Source organism: Cyclobacterium sp. L-R, assembly GCF_056859355.1.
In genome coordinates, this window is the sequence record NZ_JBSXOH010000053.1 from 41,636 (window position 1) to 65,770 (window position 24,135).

Genomic DNA, 24,135 nt, shown 5'->3' on the forward strand with positions numbered 1-24,135 from the left:
AGAATCAATTAAAAAGAAATGGCACTTTGATTTTAGAAAAAATATGGACACATTTTCAACCTTGGCTAAAGCCAATCCGATAAAAAATCAAATAAATAAAACCTCAGAAGAATTTGCTTCTTTTGGAGCAATACACCTGAACAATACTAGTCTGGAAAAGTCTACTAATTTTTGGACCAAAATAGTAGGTATGAAACTAAGGAAAAGTACTGAAAATAGTGCTGAATTTGGCACTGAAACCAAGACGTTGGTAGTCGTACACCAAACTGCCAAGACTCCTTTTAAAAAAGGCTATAGCGGGATTTACCACTTTGCTATTCATGCGCCAAACATGGGTGAATTTGCCAGAATGTTGCATCGTTTACATGACAACAACTATCCCTACTCCCCTGTAGATCACACTATGTCAAAGTCACTGTATTTAGACGATCCAGATGGAATCAACGTGGAATTCACCCTAGAAACTCCTGAAAGGTTCAAAAGAGTGATAAGTGACGGAGGAATCAAAATTGAAGATGCTACCGGTAACATCCGAGGTGCTTCGGTCTACCTCGAAGTAGACAAGATACTGGAAAATTTGGAGAACAAAGATCTAGATAAACCGCTTTCAAAGCATACCTATATTGGCCATTTACACCTTTACGCCAACAATGTTCAAAAAGCCAATGCTTTTTATAAAAAATTAGGTTTTACTCAATTTAATAACTTTCCAGAATTTATGTTTGCCGATTTGGGTGCAGGAGGTCCTTACCAACACCGTTTGGCGATGAATTCCTGGCATGGAATGGGAAAACCATTGGCCCCAGCTGATCATGCTGGAATGGCTCATTTTCAACTTAACTATAGCACCAAAGAAAAACTAAGCGAGGCCTTAAATAACGTGACTGTATTTGAAGAAAAAAATGGATACTATTGTGTCTATGATCCTACAGGTAACAAGCTGCTTTTAACAATTGAAAAAGGGTAAAACCTGTAAAAAAGAACGTTGCTTTACATTTAAAGAACAAGATCTATGGTGAATAGCACTTCTGAAAACTCCTCTTTATATGAATAAAGACAAATCAAAATGCGACGAAACAAGTGGGAAGTTAGTCCCCATTATCAACCTTAGTAATTGTGGTGATAAGGAAGATTGTATCCCTGCTTGTCCCTATGATGTATTGGAAATTCGTACAATTACTGCCGAAGATCGATTAACGCTAAATTTCAAAGGTAAATTAAAAACATTTTTCAAACCAAAAAAAGCCTATGTAAAAGCCCCAGATTTGTGTTATGCCTGTGGTATATGTGTTCAGGTTTGCCCAGAAAAAGCTATCAAACTTGCGCGAAGAAGCCTTTAAACTTTTATCCTATAATGGATTGCTCTTTCTCTCCAGTCTCAATTGTAGGATAGGCTACTGAAATCGTTAAATGGCCCTTATAAGATGGTTTTGAAAATACTTACCGATTAACCTTATTTTTGGGGCTTTAGAGGCATCCATTTCCCCTCCAAATTTTGGCTAAAGCCAGATGAAATGATATTGTCCTTTATAAATGGGCTCAAGCCCATTGCTATTGAGGGGTTTTCATTTATCAATTTGTATGGAGGGAAAGCTGGGCTATAGAACGCAAGTTGGGAACTTTTGGCATTTTAGGTCTAAGTTACCCTTCGCTAAATTTAGATCAGTACATCCCAATGCAGCTCTGCAGACATAAGTATTTCCTTTAGAGGACAGACGGGTCAAACTATCTGAAAGAAAACCAATCATTTCCACTTTTTAAAGAAATTTCCGAAACCAAATTAAATATCAGTATCCAACACTTTAACTAAAAAAAGCAACCTTTCTAATGCTTCGAAAAAGCAGTTTATATGCTTTCTTAAAGCTGCACTAAAAACAGTAATATCATTTCCACTTACCGGTAAGCAAATAAACGGGATAAAAGTAAATAAATCACTTAATATGCCCTATTTTTGCGTGTTGATTCAATGAGGTCATAAATAATTTCCCCAACTGTACCCACTGTTGATGTAAATGCAGGCATTCAAAGACATATATCTATGGATGAAAGCAATGGGGAGGTCTTGACCCACTAAAACACTATCGAATATGAAGGCTTATTGGTGGAAAATATTAGCCATATTATTGCTGGCTTATACCATAATTGCAGGTTTATTGATTGATGTTCCCAGACTTCCCATTCTGAATGAAACCATCAGAGGATTGTTCTTTCATGTGACCATGTGGTTTGGGATGTTAATTATGCTGGTCGTGGCTGTAGTATATGGTGTAAGACATTTGAGAACGGGGAGCCTTGCTGACGATGACATGGCCGTTGAATTCACCAATGGGGCCATACTTTTTGGAGTCATTGGCATAACAACAGGCATGGTTTGGGCCAAATTTACCTGGGGTGATTTTTGGACCAACGACCCTAAGCTCAATGCTTCGGCAATAGGATTGCTAATGTATTTCGCCTACCTAGTTCTTCGAAACTCCCTTACAGATGTTTACCAAAGAGCCAAAATCAGTGCTGTTTACAGTATTTTTGCTTTTGCCGTATTCATCCCTTTGATATTTATCCTCCCTAGGCTTACAGACAGCCTTCATCCCGGCAATGGTGGCAACCCTGGGTTCAACGCCTATGATATGGACAGTAATCTGAGAACGGTGTTCTATCCGGCCATTATTGGATGGACCCTCCTTGGCACCTGGATAGCCACGGTAAGGGTAAGGTTAAGGCGTTTGGAAAGAAAATTAGAAGACAAATTGATCAATCAATAATATGAAAAAGTTCATTATCATTTTCCTGTTATTTATCAGCTTTTTAGCCAAAGCTCAGGATAAAATTGGCATTACAGATGAGGATTACCAGAATTCAGGTGTCGAAATGGCCGACAATATGCGTTCCGAAGGAAAAATCTACGTATTAGTCAGCATTATTGGAATTGTTTTAGGGGGTATTCTCGTTTATGTGATACAAACAGATCGTAAGATTAGTGGGTTGGAAAAAAAATATAACGATTAAATCATGAAAAGAGGACATATATTAGGCTTGGGCATTATAGCGGTAGCTATAGTAATCATAATCACTTCCATAGGTGATGCCAGTACTTACGAAAGCTTTTCTACGGCCAAAAAAATGGCTATCAATGGAAAGACAGAAGCCATTCACGTGGTAGGCCAACTTAAAAAAGGGGCTAATGGTGAGGTAGAAGGAATAGAAGTAGGGGAAGACAAGACCTCTTTTATCTTTGTAATGGTAGACAATGATGGCACGGAACAACAAGTATATTACAATGAACCCGTTCCTGCTGACTTTACCAGATCAGAGCAGGTTGTGGTCATAGGCACTTATAAGACTGATGAGATGTTTGTAGCTGAAAAAATTCTAATGAAGTGCCCTTCAAAATACCAGGAAACGGATGTAAAACCTACTGCATCCTGAATACCTCTGGTCTTATTATACACGCAAAAAGAACCTTATAATGATGAATACCTTTATGGGTAATCTGGGTCATTTCATGGTAATTCTGGCTTTTGTCAGTGCCTTGGTCTCAGCTGTCTCCTACTTCTACTACACCCGTGCTAGCGAGTTGGACAAACCTTCCTGGAAAAATTTCAGCAGAATTACTTTTTATATTCATGGTTTTGCTGCTGTTTCTATAGCAGCTTGCCTCTTCGAAATCATTTACAATCATAGATTTGAGTATTTTTACGCCTACTCACATTCTTCCAAAGGCCTACCTGTTCATTACATGATCTCCAGCTTTTGGGAAGGTCAGGAAGGGGCTTTCATCCTTTGGATTTTCTGGGATGTGGTATTAGGCTTAATTATTATTCACACCAATAAATTCTGGGAAGGCCCTGTAATGCTGGTATTTGCACTTGTGCAAGCATTTCTGGTTTCCATGATTCTGGGCGTTGTAATAGGTGATTTAAAAATCGGTAGTTCTCCTTTCATGTTACTCCGAGATGTATCTGAAGCACCAATATTTCAAATCAACCCTGAATATGTTCCAGAGGATGGCACAGGCCTGAACCCCTTATTGCAAAATATTTGGATGGTTATTCACCCTCCTACTCTTTTTCTAGGCTATGCCTCTACCCTTGTTCCTTTTGCCTTTTTAATGGCTGGACTGACACTGAAAAGGTATTCCGAATGGATCAGACCTGCTCTTCCTTGGGCTATCTTCTCTGCCATGATTTTAGGCATGGGAATCATAATGGGGGCCTATTGGGCTTATGTGACCTTGAATTTCGGCGGCTATTGGAATTGGGATCCAGTTGAAAATGCGGTATACGTGCCATGGTTAATCATGGTAGCAGCTATACATACCATGATCACCTTCAAAAAAAGCAGCACTGCACTGAAAACATCCATGATACTGGTCATTAGCTCCTTTATTCTGGTATTGTATGCTACATTCTTGGTAAGAAGTGGGGTATTAGGAGATTCTTCCGTCCATTCTTTTACTGATTTGGGCTTATCAGGGCAGCTACTTATTTACATGTTGTTCTTTTTGGCAATTGCCATTTTCCTTACCATAAAAGAATGGAAGCATATTCCTACATCGGAAAGGGAAGCCTCTATATACTCTAGAGAATTTTGGATTTTCATAGGTGCCACCACCCTAGCCTTGATGGCTTTTCAGGTGATTGTACCTACTTCCATCCCGGCCTACAATGCGTTGGTAGAAATATTTGGCGGACTATCCAACTTAGCACCTCCAGCTGACCAAATCGGATTCTACACTAAATTCCAACTTTGGTTTGCGGTCGCACTGGCACTACTAACTGGTGTGGGACAGTATTTCTGGTGGAACAAAATGTCAAAAGAAGACCTTAAAAATGCTTTGGTGACGCCATATATTATTTCAATGGTATTGGCCGCCATAATCATTACAGTAGGTAAAGTTTATGACGTCACCTATATCGTAATCGTCCTTTCCGGAGCTTTTACCATTGTAGCCAATAGCAGCATTATGATAAAGTTATTGAAGAAAAAAACCTTTAAATTGGCAGGAGGCTCACTGGCTCATATTGGTTTAGGAATGATGCTAATAGGTATTATGTTTTCTTCAGGTTACTCAGACACCATCTCTATCAACATGTCAGGCCTTACCTACAAGAAGGATTGGGAAGATGACCTGAACAAAGAAAATGTATTGCTTTGGATCAACAAGCCTTTACAAATGAAAGATTACGATGTAATCTATAGAGGTAGGTACAAAAAGGTAGTAGGTGTACCGGGTTATGTAAAAGCAGACGCCATGGAATCACTGGATGGTATAAATGAAGCCTTGGCACTGGAAGATGTCAAAGTAGATGGAAAAGTATATTTTGAAAAAGGAGACACGCTTAATTTGGTTCTAGAGGAAAACTCCTACTTCAAGGTTGAGTATTTTCAGGAGGATGATCTAAAATTCACGCTCTACCCTATGTCTCAACCAAACCCAACTATGGGCTTGATTTCCTCTCCCGATTCAAAGAAATACTTAACAAAAGATCTTTACACCCACGTTTCTGCGATAAACGATTACGAAGAGCCTGAGTGGAATGACGATCAATTTATCAATGCTGCTCCCGGAGAGCAGTTCTTTATCAATGACTTCGTTACTCAATTTGAGAGTGCGGATGTTGTCAGTGAAATAGATGGCATTCCCTTAGAGGAGGGCGACATTGCGGTGAAGGCAGTGTTAACCATAATGGATTACGATGTAAAGAAAGTACTGAGTCCAGTATTCTTGATTCGAGGAAATCAGGTTGGTAAAGTTGATTTCATTGACCATGATTTGGGCATAAAAGTGGAAGTTGATAATATTGTTCCTGAAGAAAACAAATTTGTATTTAAGGTCAATACCTATCAAAAAGATTATGTAGTAATGAAAGCCGCCGTTAAACCCATGATTAATCTTCTATGGCTTGGCACTGTCATTATGCTGATAGGTTTTTCAGTAGCGATTTTCCGAAGGTTTGATGAATTTCAAAAAATGAAAGCCAAAGGCCTGGAATAAAATAATAAAAAGTAAATCTCTAAGTTTTAACCCCTAAGTAACATTAGGGGTTATTTTTTTATAAATTTATGAACATGAAGTTGACTATCGCGATTATCGGAACAGGGAACGTAGCCTGGCATCTGTCATCGGCTTTGGAGAATGCTGGGCATGAAATATTAGAAGTTTACGGAAGAGACATTGAGAAAGCCCAGCAGCTTTCCTCCAGATTATATGCAACTGAGGCTCAAGATCATTTGGACTTCACAGAAAGCAAGGCCAATCTATTCATTATTGCGGTTAGTGATCAAGCCATTGCCCCTATTGCAGAAGCCATTCTATTGCCAGAGCAAAGCATACTTGTCCATACAAGCGGCACCATGACCTTGGATGTATTGTCTTATAGTTCTGCAGATTATACGGGCATACTTTACCCATTACAAGGTTTCACCAAAAGTAGAGACTTGTCTTTTGAGGAAGTTCCTTTTCTATTGGAAGCTGAGGACAAGGGAACCTTGAAAACCTTAAAAAAACTATGCAAAAGTCTCAAATCACCTAGCTATGAGATTAAGTCTAGGGACCGTAGGTCCATCCATGTTGCGGCGGTATTTGCAGCGAACTTCACCAACCATATGGTGTATTTGGCTGAATCGATCATGCACCGACAGGGCTTGGATTTCAACATCCTAAAACCGCTCATCATTGAGCAAATGAATAAAACACTACAGTTAGGGCCGAGTGAAGCCCAAACCGGACCTGCTATAAGAGAAGATATCAATACCTTGGAAAATCATCACGATTACCTCAGTTATAATGAGCAACTTGCAGAAATATATAGAAATATTTCCCAAGACATTATGGACACTCAAAAACCCTAATTGTTGGTTCACAAAAGGTTAACATTATTAATAATACGTATTATATTAAATTATAATGTCCAGATTGCCCTAAATCTAACTATTTTTGTATCATGAAAAATCCAAAGGCTTCTCCTGTATTTACTTTTGGTGGGTTTATAAAGATCATTCGTCCGGAAAACCTACTATTGGTTGCCTTTGCGCAATTGATGACCGCCTTCTTTCTAGTCGGTACCACCAATGCAGGATTACCCGTTTTGAAGGATTACCATCTCTATCTTTTAATCATTTCTACAGTTATACTCACAGCCTCAGGCTACATGATTAATGACTACTATGATGTGAAAATTGATTATGTCAATAGGCCAAAGGCAGTGGTTATTGGAAAAGGTATGAAAAGGCGGATGGTGATGATCCTACATACAGTAATGAATGTTGTCGGGATTTTAGTTGGACTATTGGTCCATCCAAAAATTGGTGCCATCACCTTTGTAGCTGCCTTTCTATTGTGGCTTTACAGTAATACCCTCAAACGGCTGCCTTTTATTGGAAACTTAACAGTTGCATCCTTAACTGGCCTAGCCATATGGATAGTGGGTATTTATTATCAAAAATCGGAACTTTTGATCATTACCTATGCCATATTTGCCTTTTTCATCAATTTGATAAGGGAGATATTAAAGGATATTGAGGACCGTAATGGGGACCGTAAACACGGCTGTAAGACCTTGCCCATTGTTTTGGGATTCAGGAAAACCAAAAACATAATATTTATAATTGCCTTTTTATTTGTCGCATCGATTTTATTTGTCACTTTCAAAATAAATGAGCCACTACTCTTTCTATATTTTGGTGGGCTTAGTCTGTTTTTCATCGCTTTTATGGTGAAAATTTACAAGGCCGATCGCAAGTCTCATTTCTCAGAATTGAGCACCATATCCAAATTACTTATGCTTACAGGCATATTAAGTATGGGTTTCCTTTAATAAATTTTCAAAAAAAACACTTTTAACCATGAAAACCAATACCATTGCTTTAGTCCTCTTGATACTTCAAACCCTCCTTTTCTCCTGCTCAGGAAAAGAACAGCAGGCAAATAATACGGCAACAGAAGAGCCAGAATTGTTTCCCGATGAAATCACAAAATTCACTCCCCAAGCAGACAATCCTATTTTCACTGCAGCAGAAGAAGGTGACTGGGACAGTGGAATAAGGGAAAGAGGTTTTATAATGAAAGAAGAGGATGGTTACCACATGTGGTATACAGGATTTGATAAATATGATGAAAATAGGTTTCTAAATTTAGGCTATGCTTTTTCTGAAGATGGCATAGCATGGACTAGGTATGAAGGCAATCCTGTTTTTAGCGAAAGTTGGGTAGAAGACATGATGGTCTGGAAGCATGAAGGGGTTTATTATATGTTTGCTGAAGGAAGAGGAGACATTGCGAAGATGTTAACTTCCACAGACCGCATCCACTGGGAAAATCAAGGCGATATAGACATCAGGAAGGTCGATGGCTCTCCAATAAGTGATGGTCCTTATGGAACACCTACTGTTTGGGTAGAAGATGGAATTTGGTATTTATTTTACGAAAGAGGGGATCTTGGTATTTGGCTTGCCACCTCCAAAGACAGAAAGATATGGACAAATATGCAAGATGATCCTGTGATCAAAATCGGTCCAGAAGCTTACGATAAATATGGCGTGGCAGTAAATAAAATCATCAAACATAAAGGATATTATTATGCTTACTACCATGCCACATCCCTAGAAGACTGGAGTGATTGGACAATGAATATGGCTGTTTCAAAAGACTTATTGACTTGGACCAAATATTCAGAAAACCCTATCATGGGAGATAATAAATCCAGCGGTTTCCCAGTTTATGATGGTAAACAATACAGGTTCTACACCATGCATCCGGAGGTAGTATTACACTTCCCAAGCAAATAATCTGGATTTAAGAATTCGCATTTAAGCTAGCAAAAGGGATTACTTAGTATTTTTACAAAAAGATTAAAACATATAAACATTGAAAAACATAGCCATACTCGCTTCGGGAAGCGGCTCAAATGCAGAAAAAATAGTAAATCATTTCCTAGGATCTACAAAAGCACGTATTTCTTTAATTGCTTCGAACAAAAAAGGGGCATATGTACTGGAAAGAGCCAAAAAGCTAGGTGTTCCTAGCCATGTTTTTTCTAAGGCAGCTTTGGAAAGTGGAGAACTTACAGCCTACCTAAAAAATCTTGAGATAGACTTTGTAGTACTGGCAGGTTTTTTGCTTCAAATTCCCGATAATCTGATTGCGGCCTTCCCGGGAAAGATGGTTAATATTCACCCAGCATTATTGCCAAATTACGGGGGCAAAGGAATGTACGGAAACCATGTACACCGAGCTGTAAAAGCTTCCGGTGACAAAGAAACAGGCATCACCATTCACCTTGTAAATGAAAATTATGACGAGGGAAAAATCATCTTTCAAACAGCTGTAGGGATCGACGAAAATGACAGCCCTGAACAAATCGCCGAGAAAGTTCATGTACTAGAGCATAAATACTATCCAAAAATCATTGAAAGTCTGATTTAATGCCTTGATTTTCCTAACTTTGTCTCTTCGTAAAGTTCTATTCAAAAGTAAACACCAAACAATTCCCTATCTGACAGGACAATTCCCAATCAAAATTCTCCTTTAGATTTAAATGTGATAAATTACAATCGTAATGGCTGAAAAAAAAATACAATCTGCGCTTATCTCGGTATATTATAAAGACAACCTGGAACCCATCATTGAACAATTAAAAAATCAGGGAGTAACCATCTATTCTACAGGTGGCACTCAGAAATTTATCGAAGAATTGGGAGCAGATGTAGTTCCAGTGGAGGAACTTACTGGCTACCCATCTATATTTGGAGGCCGAGTAAAAACGCTACATCCCAAAGTTTTCGGAGGCATTCTTCATAGAAGGGAAAACGAAAGTGACATCAACCAAGCAAGTGAATATGGTATTCCGGCTATAGATTTGGTAATTGTAGACCTTTATCCTTTTGAAGAGACTGTTGCTTCAGGTGCTTCTGAAGTTGATATTATAGAGAAGATAGACATTGGCGGAATTGCTTTGATCAGAGCTGCTGCTAAAAATTATAAAGACGTAACCATTATCGCTTCTAAAGCGCAATATGGTGAGCTAGAAGAAAAATTAAAAAGTCAAAATGGAGCGTTAAACCTGAATGACCGTAGGTACTTCGCCGCTCAAGCTTTCAAAGTTTCTTCTAACTACGACACTCATATTTTCAATTATTTTAATCAGGAAGAGAATATTCCTGCATTAAAAATCAGTGAAGAAAAAGCCACTGATTTAAGGTATGGAGAAAACCCACACCAGGATGCCCGTTTTTACGGAAACATTGAAGACCTCTTTGATCAACTCAATGGAAAAGAATTGTCTTTCAATAATCTGGTAGATGTAGATGCAGCGGTTTCTTTAATCGCAGAATTCTCTAAAGAAACAGCATTTGCAATCCTCAAACATACTAATGCCTGTGGGGTTGCTTTAGGTAAAACCGTTAAGGATGCCTATGACAAAGCCTTTGCAGCAGATACTATCTCCGCTTTTGGGGGTGTTTTAATCACCAACAAAAAGGTAGACCTTGCTGCTGCTGAAGCCATGCATGGATTGTTCTTTGAAGTGCTGATTGCGCCAGACTTTGATCAGGATGCTTTGGACTTGCTTAAAGGAAAGAAAAAGAGAATCCTCTTAAAGCAAAAAATGAACCTAACAGGTACCAAGCAGGTCAAGACCCTATTGAATGGCTTCGTAGAACAGGACAAGGATCTTAAAACTGAAACCAAAGAACAATTTGAGGTAGTGACCAAACTGTCTCCAAGTGAAGCTGAAAAAGATGCTTTGGTATTTGCATTGAAAATCTGTAAACATACTAAATCAAACACCATTATCCTCAGCAATCATGACCAACTCTTCTCGAGTGGAGTAGGACAAACTAGCCGGGTAGATGCACTTAAACAAGCAATAGAAAAAGCAAAAGCTTTCGGCTTTGATCTGAAAGGTGCTGTCATGGCTTCGGATGCATTTTTCCCTTTCCCTGATTGTGTGGAAATTGCAGGAAACGAAGGAATATCTGCGGTAGTTCAACCTGGAGGTTCTATTAAGGACAAAGACAGCATTGCTTATTGTGATGACAATGGTATGAGTATGGTGATGACAGGCGTCAGACATTTTAAGCATTAAACAATAATATTGCTCGCTTTATTTACCTTATTAATATTTATATAATTCATCTGGAGAAAACATCGATTTCCAAGAATATTCCTTTTACATTGCCGACAAATTAAAGCCTATTTATGTAATCGGTAATTGCACATGAAATGAGTATTGAAACCACCTAAAATTAGGTTATATTGAGATTGGGTGCCGCCACCAGTTTAAGAGGGTAGATAAACGCGATTTTCCTGATTAACCCTAATAAAGCAATTGCATATTTGGGTCAATTCTAGCAAGATCGCTTCAGAAGCAGCATGGGAAGTTAGAATACTGGGCTAGGCTTGATTATTCATACGGATTTAATTGTGTTAATTTTAAAGAAACAATAATCATTTAATTTAGAACATATCAAAATGGGATTATTCGACTTTTTCTCAAGTGACATCGCCATTGACTTAGGTACAGCCAATACGCTGATTATACATAAAGAAAAAATAATTGTGGATGAGCCATCCATAATCGCAATAGATAAAACAACCAATAAAGTATTGGCTGTTGGCCGCGAAGCCATGAACATGCATGAGAAAACCCATGAAAACATCAAAACAATTCGCCCTCTAAAGGACGGAGTGATTGCAGATTTTTATGCGGCTGAACAAATGATCAGAGGATTGATCAAAATGATCCCCGGACATAACAAAGGCATGTTTCCCCAATCACATAGAATGGTGATCTGTATCCCTTCAGGCATTACTGAAGTGGAAAAGAGAGCCGTTAGGGATTCTGCCGAACATGCTGGTGGCAAAGAAGTATACATGATCTACGAACCAATAGCTGCTGCTATAGGTATAGGTATAGATATAGAAAAACCGATGGGATCTATGATAGTGGATATTGGAGGTGGAACTACTGAAATTGCACTAATCGCACTTTCAGGAATAGTCGCAGACCAATCTATAAGGGTTGCAGGTGATACATTCACCAAAGATATACTGGATTATATGCGTAGGCAACACAACCTGCTTATTGGAGAGCGATCTGCTGAAAAAGTAAAAATAGCCATTGGCTCAGCATTGACTGAACTTGATGATCCACCGGAAGATTATGAAATTAGAGGTAGAGATTTGATGACAGGTATTCCAAAGGTCATTAAAGTTTCTTATTCAGAAATTGCTTTTGCATTGGACAAATCGGTTTCCAAAATTGAAGAGGCTGTTCTCAAAGCGCTTGAAATTGCTCCACCGGAGCTTTCTGCGGATATCTATGACAATGGCATTCACCTTACAGGCGGAGGTGCATTGCTAAAAGGCTTGGACAAAAGATTGCATCAAAAGACCAAGTTGCCAATACACATTGCAGAAGATCCGCTTAGAGCAGTGGTTAGAGGCACCGGAAACGCCTTGAAAAATATCAACCAATTCAGAACCGTTCTCATGACTTAAAAGGAAAATGCAGCAAATCTTTCTATTTTTATATAGACTAAGGGCATTTATTCTTTTTCTGATTCTGGAATTACTTGCATTAGGGATTATTTTCACACATAATTCACCACAGGGAGCTGTCTTTTTTAATAGTAGCAATAAGTTTACAGGGCGATTGTTGTCTTCAAAAAACAACTTCGTCTCTTATTTTACGCTTTATTCTACTAATAAAGCCTTGGCTGAAAAAAATGCATCCTTACTTAATAGGCTGGATAAAATGACTCCTGTTGTAGATTCTGCCTATTTCGATCTGGACAGTACCCTTAGCAATAATTTCAACTTCTGGTCAGCCAGGGTGATCAATAATTCTATCAATTTGAGTCAGAATTACATTACCCTGGACAAAGGAAGTGTGGATGGTGTAGTAGAAGGAATGGGCGTGTTCAATGAACAAGGAATCATTGGCAGGGTAAAAGGAACAAGTAATCATTTTTCTTCTGTGATCTCATTATTGCATACAGATCTTTTGATTTCATCAAAAATTAAAAAAACCGAGGTGTTTGGCTCCACCAAATGGGATGGCATCAATTCCAATGAAGCCAAATTGCTCTATGTGCCTCGCCATGTAATGGTAGAGCCTGGACAAGAAATTGTGACCTCTGGATACAATGCAGTCTTTCCCGAAGGTATTCCAATAGGCAAGGTCAAAGAAGTCTCTCAAGGAAATGAGACCAATTACCTTGACATTACGATTACCTTAGGTGCAGATTTTAGCAAGCTCAATTTCGTATATCTGGTAAAAAATGATCTGCGTGAAGAAATAGACAGTTTGGAAACAGTAATGGTGAATCCCTCTCAATGACAACAGTTAAATTACTCAAGTATAGCTTTAGCTTTTGCATTTACTTTCTAATTCAGGTATTTATCCTGAAGGATTTGGTTTTGTTTGGCTACTCCTTTTGCTTTTTGTACGTGTTTTTTCTTTTGAGTCTGCCCAATGAAGTACCTACCATACCATTATTATTGATTGGTTTTTTCTTCGGCCTATTTATCGATCTGTTTTACGATAGCTTTGGGATTCATGCAGCAAGTACAGTATTTCTGGCCTTTGTTCGCAATACCTGGATCAAGGTCATTATGCCTACAGGGGGCTATGATGACAATGTCCCTCCCACCTTATTGAACATGGGATTAGGTTGGTATTTATTTTATAGCCTTCCCCTTATCCTTTTACATCATTTTATATTTTTTTATATTGACAGTTTAGGAACGCATTTGTATCTCCCACTCGTTATTAGAGTATTGAGCAGCATGGCTTTCACATTTCTTTTAGGAACAATTGTGCAAGCTATATTTTACAAAAAAGAAAGGGTAGCATAAATGTATACAGGTAGATCTTTAGTCGTTGCCATTACTATTGGGGTAATTGCTTTGATTTTATTGGGTAAATTGTTCTTAATTCAGGTCACTGATGACAGTTATTTAAGAAAAGCAGAACGGAACGCCATACAAAGGGTGGTAGACCACCCATATAGGGGCCTGGTTTATGACAGGAATAACTCCCTAATGGTTTTTAACGATCCCGTTTTTGACCTGATGGTTATTCCTAAAGACTTTAGCCTTAAAGACACAAGCAGGTTTTGCGATTTGTTTGGCATAGAAAAAGACTATTTAATAGAAAATTTCACTGCTGCAAAAAACTACTCCTGGGTAAAACCTTACCCTCTAATCAAACAAATATCCAAGGAAGAGTTTGCCAAGGTGCAAGATTTTCTCATCGATTATAAAGGACTCTTTGTAATGACGAGATCAGTCCGCTCCTATCCCAGATCTTCCGCCGCCAATGCATTAGGTTATATTGGAGAGATAAGCAGTTCCCAACTTTCACGCGACAGCACCCGCTACTATGTTCAGGGCGACTATGTAGGCCATAGTGGAATTGAAGCTTATTATGAGCCTGAGTTACGTGGTAAAAAAGGAGTCAAATACAAATTGGTCAATGTCCGAGGAATCGAAAAAGGGGCCTTTAAAAATGGAGACCTCGATACACTATCTATGCCAGGTGAGAACCTCCAATCTACTATTGATTTGAATCTGCAGCTTTATGGTGAGCACCTGATGGACGGAAAACGTGGATCGGTGGTGGCCATTGAGCCCAAAACCGGAGAAATACTAACCATCATTTCAGCACCAACTTATGACCCCAATGTACTGACTGGTGCTAAATTTGGAGAGAGTTATACGGTTTTAAATAACGATCCTGAAAAACCATTGTTTAACAGGCCCATTATGGCGACTTATCCTCCTGGATCAATTTTTAAAATTGTCCAGTCGCTTATAGGCCTACAGGAAGGAATCCTTACTCCAAACACAACTTTTGTTTGTAATAAGGCCTTGGTTAATTGTCATAACCACCCTTCCCCAGTAAACCTTTTTGGAGCGATCAGAAACTCCTGTAATCCATATTATCATCAAGCTTTCAGGCAAGTCATCAACCGAGAAGTATCTTCCAATACCTATACGGACACTCAAATCGGATTAGATAAATGGAGAGAAGCCGTCTTAAAATTTGGCTTAAGTAATCGATTAGGAGTCGACATGCACGGTGAAAAGGGCGGATCCATTCCTTCAAGTGCACTTTATGACAAGATATATGGCAAAGGAAGATGGAAATATTCTACTATTTACTCCTTATCAATAGGTCAGGGCGAGATGTTGGTTACCCCATTACAAATGGCAAATCTTGCTGCCATATTTGCCAACAAAGGGTATTTCTATACCCCTCACCTCATAAAAGCTATCAATGATGACCCTTCCAGAATTCCAGATCGGTTTAAAGAAAAAAAGGATTCAGGCATTGATCCCAAGCATTTTGATTTGATACAAGATGCGATGGTAGAGGCATTATCCGGTACAGCCACAAGGGCAATAATGAAAGACATTGTAATAGCCGGTAAAACAGGTACTGCACAAAACCCTGCTGGTGAAGATCATTCAGTATTTATTGCTTTCGCTCCTAAAGAAAATCCTAAAATAGCCATTGCGGTATATGTGGAGAATGCCGGATGGGGAGGAAGAGCTGCAGCAAGTACTGCGAGTCTTTTGATAGAAAAATACCTTACGGGAGAAATCAAAAGGCCGGAATTGGAAGAATATGTGTTAAAAGGAGATTTTATTTATTAGGTGAGACAAAAAGATACCAATTTTCATAAAATAGACTGGGTAACAATAGGGCTATATTTCGCACTTGTTTTTATAGGTTGGCTGAATATCTATGCGGCAGTTTATGATGAACAAAATGCCACCTCCATTTTTGATTTCTCCATCAACTCGGGAAAGCAGTTGGTATGGATAGGCACCGCCATATTGCTGATCATTATCATTATGGTCGCCGATTACAGGCTTTTTCATAACCTCAGCCTTGTACTGTACGCGATATTTGTTCTTATTTTGTTTTTAACCCCGTTTATTGGCAAGGAAATCAATGGCCAAAGGGCTTGGTTCGAAATTGGGGCTTTCAGATTACAACCAGCAGAATTTACCAAGTTTGCCACGGCCTTAGCATTGGCAAAGCTTATGGAAAACCCAAGCTTTGACCTAAGCAAGCTCAAAGATCAAATGAAGGCGGTAGGCCTTATTGTATTGCCTATTGCACTCATATTGCTACAACCAGATACTGGAACAGCTATGGTTTACAGTGCCTTTTTTATAATGCTCTATAGGGAGGGCATGCCTCAAAGGTATTATATTATAGGGCTAGCCTTGGTCGCATTGACCATACTTACCTTGGCCATAGAAAACAACTACTATTTATTTGGAAGCATAGGAGCTGTCATCCTCATTTTTATAGCAATGAGTAAAAAGTCCTGGCAAAATGCCTTAAGCTTCTTTTTCTTGGGTTGCATCATGGTTGTCTATGCCTTAAGCCTAGACTATGTGGTAGAAAAGCTTCCTGATCACCAACAAAATCGAATTATGGTATTGTTTGACCCTGATGTAGATCCTTTGGGAGTAGGCTGGAATGTTACCCAATCCAAAATTGCTATTGGCTCAGGAGGCCTATTTGGTAAAGGCTATCTTGAGGGAACACAGACAAAATTTGACTTCGTTCCTGAGCAACACACGGATTTTATTTTCTGCACTTTAGGTGAAGAGTTTGGTTGGTTCGGGAGTTTTGTGATGATTGCTTTATTTGTTAGCCTACTCTTAAGGCTCGTTTTTTTAGCGGAAAGACAGAAAACCCGCTTTTCTAGAATTTACGGCTATTGTGTGGTGAGTCTGTTGTTTTTCCACTTTACCATAAACATTGCCATGACCATTGGACTATTTCCAGTGGTGGGTATCCCATTGCCTTTCTTTAGTTATGGTGGTTCATCATTGTGGTCATTTACTATACTGCTATTCATCTTTATCAAATTGGATTCCAACAGAATCCAAATATTGGGAAGAAGTTATTAAACCTGAAATATGCAATAGACAATCTATTACGTGCTGAAATCGCTTCAAAATCAGGCACTCTGTTCCTGTTTATAATTTCACTATGGTGATGCCTTGCTAAAATATCCAAACAGCCTGATTTTCTTGCGATGGCAACACTTCCCGTAAACACGGGACAGGCTTCACCCCTGACAATTGTCAGGGCGGAGAAATCCTATTACATAATCCGGGTTAAACAATAATACCAGCTTGGTCATTTAGTTATGTCATAAATCCCCTCAGAGTGACAAGGCTGCCTAACAATGTTTCAGTACTTAAAATCTGGGAAATGAAATAAATTCACCCTACCATGGTAAATCAAATCCTTAACATGGCCTCAAATAAAAAAACCGAGGAATCAATCCTCGGTTTCTATAGAAATAGCCTTCGCTATCTTAATATAAAATAGTTTTTTGATTCGGATCAACTTACCCCATTGGTTCCCAACAGCAAAAACAGTCCCGCAGCCAATGCTGCACCTACAATAGGGCCTAAAATTGGCACCCAACTGTAACTCCAGTCTGATGAGCCCTTGCCTTTTATTGGAAGAAGCTGATGCATTATTCGGGGACCTAGATCTCTTGCAGGATTGATTGCATATCCCGTCGTACCCCCTAAGGAAAGACCTATTACCCAAACTAAAAAAGCCACAGGCAATGCACCTATAGAACCCAAACCTATTGGAGTCCCCTTCCCATCATCTATAACAGGACCGGTAGAATATAGAATAACAAGTATTAAAACAAAAGTACCAATCACCTCAGAGGTGAAATTCGAGGACAAGTTTCTGATTGCTGGGGCAGTACCAAATGGAGCGAACTTTAATCCTGGGTCATCTGTAAGATCAAAGTGATCTTTGTAAATCACATAGGAAACACCTGCACCCATCATGGCTCCAGCTATTTGGGCAATAACATAGCCTGGCACCATCCCCCAAGCAAAGTCCCCCACAATGGCAAGGCCTATACTCACGGCTGGATTAAGATGAGCTCCACTGTATGGTCCAGCCACTACCACTCCAATAAATACACCCAAAGCCCAAGCGGTGGTTATCACCATCCAACCTGAATTTTGTCCTTTGGTTTTGTTTAATACTACATTTGCCACTACTCCTGAGCCCATGCCCAAAAGCAAAGCTGTCCCGATAAATTCAGCTATATAAACGTTCATAATCAATCATTTACCCAGTTTAATGCCCTTCCTACCGCTTTGTGCCAATAGTCTAAAGTTGATTGCATCACCTTTGCATCTTGTTTGGGTTCAAAAGATTCATCTGCTTTCCATAAACTCCTAATTTCGTCCATATCCTTCCAATAGCCTATTGCCAAGCCTGCAAGGTAAGCAGCACCTAATGCCGTGGTTTCAATTATTTCTGGCCGTTTGATTGAACATTGATTTAAATCCGCCTGAAACTGCATCAAAAAATTATTGGCAGTGGCACCGCCATCTACTCTTAATTCTGTGGTTTCTTCTCCAGCATCTTTTTCCATTGCTTTCAATACATCATGTACCTGAAAAGCGATGGCTTCTAATCCTGCTCTGGCCATATGGGCCTTGGTTGTACCACGGGTGATTCCAAAGAAGGCCCCTCTGGCTTCCTGATCCCAATAGGGAGCTCCCAGCCCTGTAAGCGCTGGCACAAAATAAACGCCTCCATTGTCTTTCAAACCTAAAGCCATACCTTCACTGTCTTTGGCATCATTAAATATTCCAAGGCCATCTCTGAGCCACTGGATTCCTGCGCCTCCTATAAACACACTTCCTTCCAAGGCATAGTTGACCTCATCTCCTATTTGCCAGGCGATGGTCGTTAAAAGTTTATTGTTGGAATTGACAGGTTTATCTCCGGTATTCATCACCAAAAAACAACCTGTTCCATAAGTGGTTTTTGCCATTCCAGGTTCTGTACACAACTGGCCAAACAAAGCAGCCTGTTGATCACCAGCAATACCTGCAATTGGAATTTTTGCTGACAGTAAATTGCCTGAAGTTTTGCCATAAACTTCACTACTTGATTTTACCTCTGGTAAAATGGCAGCAGGAATATCCAATAGTTCAAGCAACTCTTTGTCCCATTGCTTATCATGAATATTGAAAATCATCGTCCTACTGGCATTGGTAATGTCAGTTATATGGGTTTCACCAGCTGTCATTTTCCATACCAGCCAACTGTCCACTGTACCAAAACACAGTTCTCCCTTCTCGGCCCTTTCCCTTGCTCCTTCTACATTATCCAAAATCCATTTGATCTTGGTACCAGAAAAATAAGCATCAATGATCAAACCAGTTTTATTCTGAACCATCTCTGAATGGCCGGCTTCTTTAAGTTTATTACAGTAAGCTGCCGTACGCCTGTCCTGCCAAACAATGGCATTGAAAACAGGCTCGCCAGTTTTCCTGTCCCAGAGAATGGTGGTCTCCCTTTGATTGGTGATTCCAATTCCCGCAACTTGACTGGCAGTGATATTGGCCTTGGTGATGGCTTCAGTGGCTACCGAGGCTTGTGAAGACCATATTTCTTTAGGATCATGTTCAACCCAGCCAGATTTTGGAAAGAATTGTTCAAAATCCTTTTGTGCGGTGGCTACAATCTGCCCCTTTTTATTAAAAATTATAGCCCTTGAACTGGTCGTTCCCTGGTCCATGGCCATTAAGTATTGATTATTTGGGTTCATTGGGTTTTAGATGTTAATTAAATACTTTCTGGCTAATTTATAAAATTCTTCTAACTCTTCGGTTATCCATTCATCATCATTCCCAAGTTCTTTTGCCATGATTGTGGCCACCTTGGGTGCCATTTGCATCGAAGCTTTGGCGTCAAGCAATAAAATTCTACATCGTCGGGAGAGAAAATCTTCAATCTTTTGGGCCATTTCCTCACGAACTGCCCATACTACCTCTGCTCCCGTATAAGGGTAATCCTCATGAATTCGCTCAGCCCATTCAGGATTTTGCTTCTGTAAGTCAAGAATAAATGCAGCATCGTTACCATATAGTTTCAACTGCCCATTCAACTGCTTAAGGCTATACCCATGCAAATGTTTGCTAGCAGATGTACTTTCTATTGCAGTCAGATTATTGTTCTTAAAATGAGCATCCACAGTGTCCTCTCCCATTTTTCTAAAAGTAGTCCACTTGCCACCAGTTATGGTTATCAGTTTACTCTTAGAGACTATAACCTTGTGGCTTCTGGATATTTCCTTAGTCTTGGTACTGCCCTCTTTTGGAGCTGCAAGTGGCCTAAGTCCTGCAAAGACAGACAAAACATCGGATCTTTTGGGTGGTTTTACTAAGTAATTACTGGCGGTTTCCAGAATAAAATTAATTTCAGAGGCCAAAGGTCTAGGCTCCATTTTTGGTTTCTTCACCAAAGTATCGGTAGTTCCTACCACCAACTTCCCTTCCCACGGAACAGCAAAAAGCACTCTCCCATCGGAGGTCTCAGGAATCATCAAAGCATCATCTCCACCCAAAAAAGAATTGTCCATCACAAGATGGATACCTTGGCTAGGTTGGATCATCTTACGGGCTTCGGGATTGTCCATTTGCAAAATCTTATCTGCAAAAACCCCCGTAGCGTTAACCACAGATTTGGTGGAAACCTTATAATTTTTCTTACCAATCAAGTCCCTAAAAACTACTCCATTAATCTTACCAGTTTCATCTTTGCTCAACTTGTTCACCCTAGCATAATTGAGTATACAACCTCCCATTTCAATACAGGTCTTGGCGATCACCAAGGCAAGTCGCGCATCATCAAACTGTCCATCATGGTATAAAATACCGCCTTTAAGACCTTTTTGTCGAATTTGCGGCAACCTTTTTATAGTGTCTTCTCTGGAAACAAACTTGGATTTCCCCAAACGCAAGCTACCAGCCATCCAATCGTAAATTTTTAGCCCTACACCATATTTCAGCCGATCAAAAAAAGAATACAACGGAATAACAAATGGTTGGTTGATTGTTAAATGGGGTGCATTTTTCAATAACCTGCCTCTCTCCCTCAGCGCTTCCAAAACCAAGCCTACTTCTCCCTGGGCAAGGTATCTAACCCCTCCATGAACAAGCTTGGTACTCCTACTCGAAGTGCCTTTAGCAAAATCAGATTTCTCCAATAATAAAACCTTCAAACCTCTGGACAAAGCGTCCAATGCAACCCCTAATCCGGAAGCTCCACCACCTATTATCACTAGGTCCCAGACTCCCTTTTCGTCTTTAATAATTGATAAACTGTCTTTTCTATTCATTGCCACCTTTTTACCTCACTAAAGTAACACAAAAGGAAATAAAAAGAAACAAAAGGAAATTATTTTCATATATTTGGGCTCTATTATTTCTCTTAATATGATAATTGCTAAAAGACACAAATACATATTGGACAAGCTGGAAGAGGCCGGCTATGTGAGCGTGGCCGCTTTGAGCAGAGAAATGGATGTTACCATGGTAACTGTTAGAAAAGACTTGAGGATTCTGGAAGAAAAAGGTTTACTATTTAGAACCCATGGAAGTGCCACTCCCGTTTCACCTTACGTCAACGATAAACCCGTTACTGAAAAAAGACTGGTACAGGTCAGTCAAAAAAATGCAATTGCCAAAAGAGCCACAGACTTTCTACATCAGAATGATGTGATTATTATTGGGTCTGGGACTACAGTCTTGGCTTTTGCTCAATCCATACCCAAGTCACTTTCCTTAACTGTTCTAACAGCCGCCATGAACGTCAGTATGGCCTTATTGGATTTGAAAGAGACAGAGGTTGTTCAATTGGGCGGTGTTGTTCGCAAAAGCAGTAGTTCTGTAGTAGGGCATTTTGCAGAAAACATGATTAAAGATTTTGCTTGCAGTAAATTATTTATCAGTGTTGATGGCATTGACCCGGAATTTGGTCTAACCACCTCCAATTTATTGGAAGCACATCTAAACAGCATTATGATTGCTTCTGCCCAAAAAACCATAGTTTTAGCAGACAGTAGTAAATTTGGTAAAAAGAGCTTTGGAAAGATTGCCAACCTTGAAGACATAGACACCTTGATCGTAGATAAGAAGCTCTCCGCACACTACGTAGAGATGCTCGAAGAAAAAGGTGTTAAAGTGATTCTTGTCTAAATGATTCGCTTTCTAGGGAAAATAAACCTAGCAAATTTTTAGTTATTCACTTCAAAAACCTCACTTATTACAACCATCTCACTCAAATCAGAAAATTTAATATCAAAGGTGAAGGTTTGATTGATGGTACTATCAGGTTGCTCTAACAGTTGCAAATTAATACTTGAGCCAATATTTCCAAAAAGCTCAATATCACTTTTTTGCTTTGTGATATACTCAGCTATCGTTAGGTTTCCATTTATTTTAAATAACTCATTCAGTTGTTCCCCTGGCAAGAATTCATTCCCTTGAGCATACACAGTTGATTCAGAGGTGATGACCATTGATTCAATTGCCTGAGTTGGTTCAGGTAAGCGGGGACTGCAAGCTATGGCTGCATTAATAAAGGAAAATCGAGGTCGAGCAATGGATGCCATGACTTCAGTATAATCCAGGTCAGCAATTCTAATTTGAATGGCCGCTAGCTCAAAGACAGTAGATTTTGTTGTTATAAAACCAGAAGAAGTTAAGCTTCCTACTAGGACATACAACTCGGTGATTTTGGACTCCATGGGATTAGAAGGCCCACAATCATCAACACATGAAAACGGAATATTTGTTAGAACAACAAGACTGAGTAAAACTAAAAATCTTTTCATATCGTAAGAGGCCAAATCAACTAATACCTAACAAAAGATGGCTTATCAATAGTTAATAAAATATCAATTTCCATAATTAGGATCATATGTTATTTCTTTAGGAAAATGGGTAGGTAAGAAATAAAATGAGCAAACTTCTATTTCCCCCAATCAATCAAATGAATAATAGGATTTGGTTCTTCACCTTTTAATTCAGAAACTCCCTCCGTCATTAAATAAGAAATTCCATTTGATTTTGGGAGATAATGCCCTTCCAGGTTATTTACCCTCAATCCATCCTTTACCAGCCAAGAACTATCCTTTTTCCTATCGTAACCAAAAAGATAATAATTCCCTTCATAATGATAGGTCACCAAATAGTAGGCTTCATTGACTTCAATCTTTTCAATGAAAAACACCCTCTTCCCTTCCTCATTGATTACGTTTTCTGAGAATTGGAATTTTAAATGGGGAATAAAATCACCGTTTTCATTTATCTGAAACAGTGTATCTCTTTCTACCTGTTCCTTGAGAGTGCCAATCGGAAAAAAGAAATAAGCAGTGGAATCAGCCCTTGTTATAAAGGAAGGATGTCTCCAAATAGTATGAAAAATCTTTTCAATCTTTGCTTTTAAAGGTTTTAGGCTATCTATTTTAACGAAATCCCTGTCTTGTTTGAAAATCTCATTAATTGAAACAAGCCCCAAAGCTTCATCTTGAGTATTGTCATCAGTTATCACCATATAGCCCTCAGGTATTGGGGTAATATAAATGGGTGGGGATGACAAAATTTCAGATTCAGCCAATAAATCTCCATCTTCACTGAATTTAAAGCTCTTTCTCAACCTCGCGTCTGCAGCAATAATTGACTGATCCGTTGGATCAATAATCATGGACCTTACCTGTCTGTAGTTTCACGGAGCTTCCCCATTTTCTCCTATTTTTTTGATATACTTCCCTGCATGGTTAAATTGAAGTATACCTTTTGCATAATTGATATACAGGAAATCTTCAGAGACAGCAACATTATGGATATAACCTATTAAACTTTCTTCAGTCATCTCTAAAGGAATGATGGTGTAATTTGCTGCAACATCCTCTAAAAACAACTCTGTTTGATTGTCATGCTCAATCCGAATGGTTTGCAAACCACCCGCTTGTTCAGTCCCTCCTTTGTCCTGACAGGCATTGAATAAGCCTAATGCAAAAAAGACAATCACCATTATTTTCCTACTTATCATTATTTATATAGCTTGAGAGTCATTATTCAATAGACCTTCCAATACGTGATGAAATCACTTTAAAATCAGGCCCCTTTAACCCGAAATATGCAATAGACATTCTATTACGTGCTGAAATCGCTTTAAAATCAGCCACTTCGTTGCTGTTTTCAATTTCACCATAGCGGTGCTATGCTAAAATCTCCAAACAGCCTGATTTTCTTGCGATTGCAACACT

At 39.1% G+C, this 24,135-nt stretch carries 23 protein-coding genes; 17 read left to right on the forward strand and 6 right to left on the reverse strand.

The window, feature by feature from the left end; genetic code table 11:
- Positions 1–43: 43 nt before the first annotated feature.
- The 16 genes from AC13EX_RS06810 to rodA all read left to right on the forward strand — a co-directional run bounded on the left by AC13EX_RS06810 (position 44) and on the right by rodA (position 16,936).
- Positions 44–967, forward strand: coding sequence for a VOC family protein (locus tag AC13EX_RS06810; RefSeq protein WP_482892084.1), 924 nt, complete (start codon positions 44–46; stop codon positions 965–967).
- Positions 968–1,046: 79 nt separating this feature from the next.
- On the forward strand, positions 1,047–1,340 hold the full coding sequence (locus AC13EX_RS06815) for a 4Fe-4S dicluster domain-containing protein (protein ID WP_048642076.1): 294 nt from the start codon (positions 1,047–1,049) through the stop codon (positions 1,338–1,340).
- Positions 1,341–2,087: 747 nt separating this feature from the next.
- Positions 2,088–2,762, forward strand: coding sequence for a cytochrome c biogenesis protein CcsA (gene ccsA / locus AC13EX_RS06820; RefSeq protein WP_048642075.1), 675 nt, complete (start codon positions 2,088–2,090; stop codon positions 2,760–2,762).
- A 1-nt stretch (position 2,763) separates the two neighbouring features.
- Positions 2,764–3,006, forward strand: coding sequence for a CcmD family protein (locus AC13EX_RS06825; protein WP_482892085.1), 243 nt, complete (start codon positions 2,764–2,766; stop codon positions 3,004–3,006).
- A gap of 3 nt (positions 3,007–3,009) precedes the next feature.
- The gene (locus tag AC13EX_RS06830) at positions 3,010–3,426 is read left to right on the forward strand and encodes a cytochrome c maturation protein CcmE domain-containing protein (RefSeq protein WP_048642073.1); all 417 of its coding nucleotides are present in this window, start codon (positions 3,010–3,012) and stop codon (positions 3,424–3,426) included.
- Between the two features lie 40 nt (positions 3,427–3,466).
- Positions 3,467–5,995: a cytochrome c biogenesis protein CcsA gene (gene ccsA / locus AC13EX_RS06835; protein WP_482892086.1), complete on the forward strand. Its 2,529-nt coding sequence runs from the start codon at positions 3,467–3,469 to the stop codon at positions 5,993–5,995.
- A gap of 74 nt (positions 5,996–6,069) precedes the next feature.
- Positions 6,070–6,852 (forward strand): Rossmann-like and DUF2520 domain-containing protein, encoded by a 783-nt coding sequence (locus AC13EX_RS06840; protein ID WP_048642071.1) that lies wholly within the window; start codon positions 6,070–6,072, stop codon positions 6,850–6,852.
- A gap of 92 nt (positions 6,853–6,944) precedes the next feature.
- Positions 6,945–7,817 (forward strand): geranylgeranylglycerol-phosphate geranylgeranyltransferase, encoded by an 873-nt coding sequence (locus AC13EX_RS06845; RefSeq protein ID WP_048642070.1) that lies wholly within the window; start codon positions 6,945–6,947, stop codon positions 7,815–7,817.
- A gap of 28 nt (positions 7,818–7,845) precedes the next feature.
- Positions 7,846–8,787 (forward strand): glycosylase, encoded by a 942-nt coding sequence (locus AC13EX_RS06850; RefSeq protein ID WP_482892087.1) that lies wholly within the window; start codon positions 7,846–7,848, stop codon positions 8,785–8,787.
- 79 nt (positions 8,788–8,866) lie between these two features.
- The gene (gene purN, locus AC13EX_RS06855) at positions 8,867–9,424 is read left to right on the forward strand and encodes a phosphoribosylglycinamide formyltransferase (protein ID WP_482892088.1); all 558 of its coding nucleotides are present in this window, start codon (positions 8,867–8,869) and stop codon (positions 9,422–9,424) included.
- A gap of 133 nt (positions 9,425–9,557) precedes the next feature.
- Complete coding sequence (gene purH / locus AC13EX_RS06860) at positions 9,558–11,084, forward strand: bifunctional phosphoribosylaminoimidazolecarboxamide formyltransferase/IMP cyclohydrolase (RefSeq protein ID WP_482892089.1); 1,527 nt, start codon at positions 9,558–9,560, stop codon at positions 11,082–11,084.
- A gap of 386 nt (positions 11,085–11,470) precedes the next feature.
- Positions 11,471–12,499: a rod shape-determining protein gene (locus AC13EX_RS06865; RefSeq protein WP_048642066.1), complete on the forward strand. Its 1,029-nt coding sequence runs from the start codon at positions 11,471–11,473 to the stop codon at positions 12,497–12,499.
- A gap of 7 nt (positions 12,500–12,506) precedes the next feature.
- Entirely contained in the window at positions 12,507–13,340 is an 834-nt protein-coding gene (gene mreC, locus AC13EX_RS06870; RefSeq protein WP_482892090.1) for a rod shape-determining protein MreC, read from the forward strand.
- The gene (locus AC13EX_RS06875; protein ID WP_482892091.1) at positions 13,337–13,858 is read left to right on the forward strand and encodes a rod shape-determining protein MreD; all 522 of its coding nucleotides are present in this window, start codon (positions 13,337–13,339) and stop codon (positions 13,856–13,858) included. The genes mreC and AC13EX_RS06875 overlap by 4 nt, the downstream gene beginning before the upstream one ends.
- Positions 13,859–15,661, forward strand: a complete 1,803-nt coding sequence (mrdA, locus tag AC13EX_RS06880) for a penicillin-binding protein 2 (protein ID WP_482892092.1) — start codon at positions 13,859–13,861, stop codon at positions 15,659–15,661.
- On the forward strand, positions 15,662–16,936 hold the full coding sequence (gene rodA / locus AC13EX_RS06885; protein ID WP_482892093.1) for a rod shape-determining protein RodA: 1,275 nt from the start codon (positions 15,662–15,664) through the stop codon (positions 16,934–16,936).
- A 441-nt stretch (positions 16,937–17,377) separates the two neighbouring features.
- On the opposite strand, the gene AC13EX_RS06890 is transcribed toward rodA, so the two are convergent.
- The 3 genes from AC13EX_RS06890 to AC13EX_RS06900 are packed head-to-tail and all read right to left on the reverse strand — an operon-like array spanning position 17,378 to position 21,201.
- Complete coding sequence (locus tag AC13EX_RS06890) at positions 17,378–18,124, reverse strand: MIP/aquaporin family protein (RefSeq protein ID WP_339711179.1); 747 nt, start codon at positions 18,122–18,124, stop codon at positions 17,378–17,380.
- A gap of 2 nt (positions 18,125–18,126) precedes the next feature.
- On the reverse strand, positions 18,127–19,629 hold the full coding sequence (gene glpK, locus AC13EX_RS06895; RefSeq protein ID WP_482892094.1) for a glycerol kinase GlpK: 1,503 nt from the start codon (positions 19,627–19,629) through the stop codon (positions 18,127–18,129).
- A 6-nt stretch (positions 19,630–19,635) separates the two neighbouring features.
- Positions 19,636–21,201 (reverse strand): glycerol-3-phosphate dehydrogenase/oxidase, encoded by a 1,566-nt coding sequence (locus AC13EX_RS06900; protein ID WP_482892095.1) that lies wholly within the window; start codon positions 21,199–21,201, stop codon positions 19,636–19,638.
- 97 nt (positions 21,202–21,298) lie between these two features.
- Here AC13EX_RS06900 and AC13EX_RS06905 point away from each other — a divergent pair, with 97 nt between their 5' ends.
- Positions 21,299–22,060: a DeoR/GlpR family DNA-binding transcription regulator gene (locus AC13EX_RS06905; RefSeq protein WP_482892096.1), complete on the forward strand. Its 762-nt coding sequence runs from the start codon at positions 21,299–21,301 to the stop codon at positions 22,058–22,060.
- A 38-nt stretch (positions 22,061–22,098) separates the two neighbouring features.
- Here AC13EX_RS06905 and AC13EX_RS06910 read toward each other — a convergent pair whose 3' ends face one another.
- The 3 genes from AC13EX_RS06910 to AC13EX_RS06920 form a co-directional block, all read right to left on the reverse strand.
- Entirely contained in the window at positions 22,099–22,698 is a 600-nt protein-coding gene (locus tag AC13EX_RS06910; protein WP_482892097.1) for a hypothetical protein, read from the reverse strand.
- 137 nt (positions 22,699–22,835) lie between these two features.
- Positions 22,836–23,570, reverse strand: a complete 735-nt coding sequence (locus AC13EX_RS06915) for a hypothetical protein (RefSeq protein ID WP_482892098.1) — start codon at positions 23,568–23,570, stop codon at positions 22,836–22,838.
- A gap of 21 nt (positions 23,571–23,591) precedes the next feature.
- Positions 23,592–23,918, reverse strand: a complete 327-nt coding sequence (locus tag AC13EX_RS06920) for a 6-bladed beta-propeller (protein WP_482892100.1) — start codon at positions 23,916–23,918, stop codon at positions 23,592–23,594.
- Positions 23,919–24,135 lie beyond the last annotated feature (217 nt).